This window comes from Pseudomonas poae, assembly GCF_001439785.1.
GTDB classification, from domain to species: domain Bacteria; phylum Pseudomonadota; class Gammaproteobacteria; order Pseudomonadales; family Pseudomonadaceae; genus Aquipseudomonas; species Aquipseudomonas poae.
The window spans coordinates 1-6,001 of the sequence record NZ_JYLI01000038.1; the positions used below are offsets into that span (position 1 = coordinate 1).

Consider the following 6,001-nt stretch of genomic DNA (forward strand, 5'->3'; position numbering starts at 1 on the left):
CGCGAACCATGGCCAGTTTTTGCTCCGGGCTCCAGCGGCGCCGCCGCTCCTGGCCCAAAAGCTCCCCACTCTTGTCGTTGCTATTAGTCATAAACATAACCGTTTGCCTATCCCTTATCGTAAGGGGAAACGGTGTCCTGTCTTTCATGGGGCTCGTTCAATATCGATCTTCAGCCCATTAACAGCCTTGATCGCCAACGCCCCCTGCGCCTGCAACTCACTCTGGCGCAACGTCTCGTCGGTATTACCCTTGCCCTTGGCACTGGTCCAAGCCAAGTCACTCTTACTCTTCTCGTGACTCTCTTGATGCAGGTCCTTCACCGCTTCAAACGTCACCGCACCGCCGCTGGCAATCGTCAGATCGTTACCGCTGTTCAGCTTGGCACGCTGGTAGAGTTGATCCCCACCACTGACCAGCGACAAATCACCACCGGTCTTGATCTCGGTTCCTACATTGGTGACGCGCGTGACTTCATCTCGCTTGGTTTCCTTGGCGCCCCAGCCTCCCTTCTTTTTCATGTCGTAAAGGCTCTAGGTGCTGTCCTGCGCCGCCAACAAACTCAACTTATCCCCGCTATAAAGATAAGCCTCATTCCCCGCACTGATCTTGCTCGCAACAATCGTCGTATCACGCCCGGCCTGGCTGACAAAATCCCCACCCGCCGTCAGTACGCTCGCCACTTGGGTGGTCTGGTCGTCCGAGGTCCTGATGCGTTTCTTGCCGTGCTTCTCCTTGCCTTCGACGTTGTGCATGTCGCTGACCGACGCGACGTTGACGTCGCGTCCGGCTTCGACCGTGAGGTCTTTGCCGGCGGTGGCGCTGCTGCCGATGACGTTGACGTCCTGCCCCGCCTTCATCGTCAGGTTGCCGCCCGCCGTGACGCTGGCGGCGATGAGGTTGAGGTCGCGGCCGGCGCGCAGGGTGGCGTCGTTGCCGGCGACCAGTGCGCCTCGGTTGGTGAGGTCGCGGCCAGCGTCCATGGCGAGATTTTCGCGGGCGACGATGGTGCCGGCGCTGGTGTCGGTGAGGGTGCGCATGCCGGCGCCGTCACGCACCTGGATGGCGGTGGTGTCGTTGGTGATGTCGCCTTTGAGGGCGGCGAGGCTGACTTGTTTGCCGCGAATTTCGCCGGCCATGGCGTTGCGGATGCTGTCGTCGGCCAGCAGGCTCAGGTTGTTGCCGGCTTCCACGAGGCCGCCGGTGTAAATGCTGCCGCCACGGCTGGCGGCGGTGAGGTTGTTGCTGGCGCGCAGGGTGCCGACGTTGATGAGGTCGCCGCCGGTGACCAGGTTGAGGTCGCGGCCCTGGATCAGGCTGTTGCCGCGCACGTTGCGCGATTCGGCCTGGGCCAGGTAGAGCACGGGCACGAGGACGGTCTGGCCGTCGATCACGCGGTTTTCCATCCACACGATGTCGTGGGTCAGGGCGTCCTTGCTGGCCAGCGCGTTGTCCATCAGGTAGCGGAACTGGTCGGCGTCGCAAAGTCGTTTTATGACGGCCGTGCGCGGGAGACCTTCGGGTCTGCCGGTTTTCTCTACTGCCGGTTCGCCAACCTGCGTACAGCTGTCACCCATAAGTTTGGCGACGTTTGAATGATGGCATTTATCACTTAAGTAGAGAGCTTACAGATGAACCGATACATGCCATTAACAGGCCACGACTCAACCATTCCCGTGCTGGTGATCGACACGCAAGCGCCTCTCGATGTTCTCTATGACGCCGCCGCGTATCGTATTCGCGCGGTGACGCAGTTTTTGGAGAACCTGTCGTTTCGGGAGGAAATCAACAGTGATGCGATTGTGTTGTATGATTTTGCGCTGCTGCTGGCTATCCCTCTGAGAGATGGGTGTGATCTACTGGATGTGGTTGGACGGAAGTTGAATTCGCTAACTTCGTAAATAAAAATGGGCGGTTATCTGGTAGCCGCCCTACTTAAAAATCCAAGCAGACAAAAATAAAAATTGATTTTTAAAGAACGCAACTCTTGTAAACCTATCAAAACCGGGAAATTATGGCCCGACATGACAGCCCTGCTCGCGACAAAAACATATTAAAAAATTGCCACTTTAAATATAGGCAAAATTATCATTCTGACAAACAAGATCAATGACTATGAATAGCAAAAAGATCAATGAAGCCAGCAAACTTCTTAGCTACGTACTAAGACATAAGCCACACTCTATTGGGATTGAGTTAGACTCGGACGGGTGGGCAGATATCGACCAATTAATTACTGGCTTAGCGAATGATGATAGGCGCAATATAAATCGTGAAATGATTTTGGCTATCTTGACCAGCAGCGAAAAAAAACGCTTTGCAATTTCTAGCGATGGACAACATATTAGAGCGTTGCAGGGACACTCAAGTGAAAATGTAAGTATCCAACACCCTGCCGAAACCCCGCCGACAATTTTGTATCACGGAACGGCAACTCGCTTCCTAAAGTCAATCCAGCAACAAGGATTAATTTCCGGATCTCGCCATCATGTACATTTAACAAAAGATAAAAGCACAGCATTAGCCGTTGGACAGAGATACGGAAAACCTGTGACCCTCATAATTGACTCTCTAAAAATGCATCATAACGGCTTAGCTTTTTATCTAGCTGAAAATGGTATATGGCTAACAACCCACGTTCCGCCACAATATATTATGCAGGAACAAGGAAGCTCCATCTAGCATAACGGTCTAGATACACGCACCTTATAGCTTAGACTTACCGAACACCTAACTCTCAGAGTAAATCTTTTCACTCCAAAGAAAAAGATTTAGCTATCACATATACAGCGACACCTACAGAATGGAAAAACAATCTATAATGAGTATAATCGGAGATACCAGACTTTTCTTTATCTATATCTACCATCTCTGAGTAACCATACTCGACCAAACAATTAAGAAGCTCTATGCCTTCATCACTTGAACAGCTAAATGGGCTGTACCCAGGGAACGGCAACTTATAAAAGTATTTTGCCTTTTTAAATCGAAACGTTTTTTTTTCGTCGGAACCCCCATCATCGGGCTCAAAAAAACATCTATGATCAGTTCTGTTCCTGCATAAAGTATTTCAATACTACTCTCACCATCGAGGGGCAGAAAACTATTCATATCAACAAGCTTTTTAGGACTAGATAATTTCATTTTGTTTATTTTCTCGCCTTCTCTACAGAGCCTTCATAGTTTTTATTAAGCTGATTTTTTACCAAATCATCGAATGTTATATTATCAAAAGCTTTTAGGCCGGTTTTATCGATACCGTGCCATTGGCTCTTCGGTATATCTGCGTCTATGAGCGCAGTGGAGGTTCTTGTGTTGGAAATTACTTTTCTTCCGTCGATAACCACATAATCAAGAGGTACCTGATTCGGACGATCAGCATCATAATAAACAGTTACTACTTGCTCCCTCACGATGAACTCACATCCAGGGTTTTTAGGAGTCCTTCTTGGAATTTTTATGGAAGGCACGTCGCGGAGTACCAAAATAAGCCGCTGCGTCTTCAATGGTTTCAAGATTCACACACGCTTTTTTAGTTTCAGCGGAAGCTGGACAATATTCCCCTACCGCCTGACAACAAACTCTACAGCCTACAATAACCCCATCATCGCCTGCCTGAAGCAAACACCGCCCCCCGGCACCTTTAAAAAACCCTCACCTTCAGCTTTCGTGCATTCAACCATCGAAAGGCTCTTTCGAAAATCCTCCAGCACTTCAATTAATGGTATATCTATACATTTATCTGGATCCAGACTTAACACATATCTCGCCAAATAGTTTTTTATTTAACCCATCAAGTTCTTAACGGAAATTTATTCCTCTAGTGCCTCTAGCTTCAAATAAATCTGGCCCTTTTTCAGCACGCTTTCATTGCACGATTCTAGACTTCACACTTTAAATAAAATTCTCCTCAGCATGACTTGCTTCTCAGCCTGGATTCCTACATCAACTGTGAAACACTGCTCGCAGGCAACAATCTTCAAAACATCACCCATATCTTCCACGAAAAAACAGTCGACATTCATCAATTCTTTTTCGTCCACGCCTAATGAGTTAAGCAAAGACCTACTAACCCACATTGGCGAACCAACAGCCTCTATATACCCTTCCCTCAAAACCCAGCGCCCAGGATTATTTGAGATGTCTACAATTTCTTGGGTAAGCGGAAAAGGTAATCCATTACTTTTTTTAGGCAGATGGGTGTGCTCAACATGGGCCACGTCGAAGAGTGTGAGACTCTCGGCATTTTGCCACCGATCATATTCAGCGTCGTAAACTCGAGCCTGAACGAAAGCCGGCTCATCTATTAATGCAGAAATCAACGATTGTGCCATCTCAAGAGAAGTTGCGAAATTCTTTATATCTAGTCGGCACAGTTCTTTATCCGCCACAAGCGAAAATTCGATAGAGCCCCCCGCCAACTCAATAAAAAAACTCTTGCTCTTATTTTTCCTCAAGTAACACGAAACTTCGCTCAATAACATTTTTTTACCAGTAAACCCATCAATTACCTCGAAGTGGTTGAAGTCATTGAGCTGTTGCACTAATCGCCCCCATATATCTAGAGACCTATCGTATAAGCCTTCACTAAAAACAATTTCAACCTCAAACATATGACTAGCCGCCAAACTCTTTAATAATGACTGTAATATTACGTTGCTTACCATACTCTATAAGTTTACTCGAATCAGCCAATCCACCAGGCTGAACTCGGATATCTAGAATCTTCGTCGCCGGGATGCCATCCACAGTAATTTTCGAGCTTTGTAAGGTATCTATATGCGTTCTCATATCATAAGACCACCCTTTACCCCGCGTATCAATTGTTTTCAAGCTTACTACATTATTATCAAGCTGAAAGTCAATGACTGGAAAATTATTGGATTTAAATGGTTGTCCTGTCTTGGGATTTATTAAATTATCCGTTCGAGCCCAGTCCTTATAATCTGTGTCTGTTAGCGTTGACTCAATCTGCCTGCCCCGAGCACGAGGTTCAAGATCCCAGACATTTTTCCCGCCTTCCGGCATGAGATCCGGTTTTGAAGGTTGGGGCGGCTTTTTACCACTCGCAATGGCGCGCTTGTAAGCCAACGCTCCCGCAGCTGTACCCAATCCAACCGCAAGAGCAATTTTGAGATCATTCGTAATTTCCTGCGCCTGGGCGTCGCTGAGGTTCCATTTCGCCTTAAGCGTATCGACCATAGCTCCTACAGTATGCTCAGTCGTCGCTGTTGCTAACATCTCCTGGAATTCAAAGTTTGAATTAATGAGGTTCTGTACTGCTTCTCGAGCCTTCGGTGAGCCATATTCCACAATATCTTTGATGGGGTTCAGGTCTGCCATGGTATTGGCGACTTCTTTCGACCGTGCCGCACAAGTCGAAGGATCAGCCTTACAGCCCGCTATTGCTTCAATATCCTGCTGAAGACTCAACTCTTTAAATTTACGAGTGGTGTCTTCAATGCAGGAGGTATCCGTGCACGCGGCTATCTTCTTGGCGGCTCTTTCAAGCTGATTGTGGTTTAGATAGTTGTATTGCGTTCCGTTCTGAGCGACCCAACTGCCCTTTTCCAGCTTGGAAGCATCGACATCCCCTTGTGCTGCAGCAGCTAGCACACCGACGATTTGCGAACTCATCGTAAGCAAGTCATCGTCGCCTTTGACCAAGGAATCCAGATGAGTGACTAGAGCCTCGCTCGCACCTGCTGCCAATGCGCCGGTTTTGAAGTCTCCACCAGTGGCCTCCGCTAACAGCCCGCCTACCATGGCATGAATCGCGACCTTTGGTGCCGAACCATCTGCGAACACATTTTTCGTGTAGTTACCCAACAAATTGAAGCTGGCAGCCGCTAACGTATTAAACAACGCATTTTTAAGGTTCTTCACGGATTACCGGGAAAGACGTTCTTGATCTTCATGAAAAAGAATTCGCTATCCCGGTAACCGTACGCCATCCGCTTGATGACCTTTATTCGATTGTTTATTCCTTCCAACTGACCCGTA

General features: G+C 48.2%; 6 protein-coding genes and 2 pseudogenes. 2 read left to right on the forward strand and 6 right to left on the reverse strand.

What is annotated here, in order from left to right; genetic code table 11:
- Positions 1 to 153: 153 nt before the first annotated feature.
- Positions 154 to 1,479, reverse strand: a pseudogene (locus TU75_RS25890) (hemagglutinin repeat-containing protein); the annotation flags it as partial.
- Positions 1,480 to 1,629: 150 nt separating this feature from the next.
- Between TU75_RS25890 and TU75_RS25895 the strand changes: the two are divergent.
- A complete protein-coding gene (locus TU75_RS25895) occupies positions 1,630 to 1,899 on the forward strand; it encodes a hypothetical protein (RefSeq protein ID WP_060550526.1) in 270 nt (89 codons plus the stop codon).
- Positions 1,900 to 2,113: 214 nt separating this feature from the next.
- Entirely contained in the window at positions 2,114 to 2,680 is a 567-nt protein-coding gene (locus tag TU75_RS27220) for an RNA 2'-phosphotransferase (RefSeq protein WP_082630584.1), read from the forward strand.
- A 225-nt stretch (positions 2,681 to 2,905) separates the two neighbouring features.
- Here TU75_RS27220 and TU75_RS27575 read toward each other — a convergent pair whose 3' ends face one another.
- The 5 genes and pseudogenes from TU75_RS27575 to TU75_RS25910 all read right to left on the reverse strand — a co-directional run.
- Positions 2,906 to 3,142, reverse strand: coding sequence for a hypothetical protein (locus tag TU75_RS27575; RefSeq protein WP_141719214.1), 237 nt, complete (start codon positions 3,140 to 3,142; stop codon positions 2,906 to 2,908).
- A gap of 5 nt (positions 3,143 to 3,147) precedes the next feature.
- Positions 3,148 to 3,513, reverse strand: coding sequence for a hypothetical protein (locus TU75_RS27930; protein WP_175581356.1), 366 nt, complete (start codon positions 3,511 to 3,513; stop codon positions 3,148 to 3,150).
- 372 nt (positions 3,514 to 3,885) lie between these two features.
- The gene (locus tag TU75_RS25900; RefSeq protein ID WP_060550527.1) at positions 3,886 to 4,611 is read right to left on the reverse strand and encodes a hypothetical protein; all 726 of its coding nucleotides are present in this window, start codon (positions 4,609 to 4,611) and stop codon (positions 3,886 to 3,888) included.
- A 4-nt stretch (positions 4,612 to 4,615) separates the two neighbouring features.
- A pseudogene (locus TU75_RS25905) lies at positions 4,616 to 5,875 on the reverse strand (DUF637 domain-containing protein); the annotation flags it as partial.
- Between the two features lie 5 nt (positions 5,876 to 5,880).
- On the reverse strand, positions 5,881 to 6,001 hold a 121-nt coding region (locus tag TU75_RS25910; protein WP_211263080.1), incomplete at its 5' end, for a transposase.

Bases quoted from the DNA above. Each gene is read 5' to 3' on its own strand.
- TU75_RS25895 (WP_060550526.1), top strand. From the start codon at position 1,630: ATGAACCGATACATGCCATTAACAGGCCACGACTCAACCATTCCCGTG.
- TU75_RS27220 (WP_082630584.1), top strand. From the start codon at position 2,114: ATGAATAGCAAAAAGATCAATGAAGCCAGCAAACTTCTTAGCTACGTA.
- TU75_RS27575 (WP_141719214.1), bottom strand. From the start codon at position 3,142: ATGAAATTATCTAGTCCTAAAAAGCTTGTTGATATGAATAGTTTTCTG.
- TU75_RS25900 (WP_060550527.1), bottom strand. From the start codon at position 4,611: ATGTTTGAGGTTGAAATTGTTTTTAGTGAAGGCTTATACGATAGGTCT.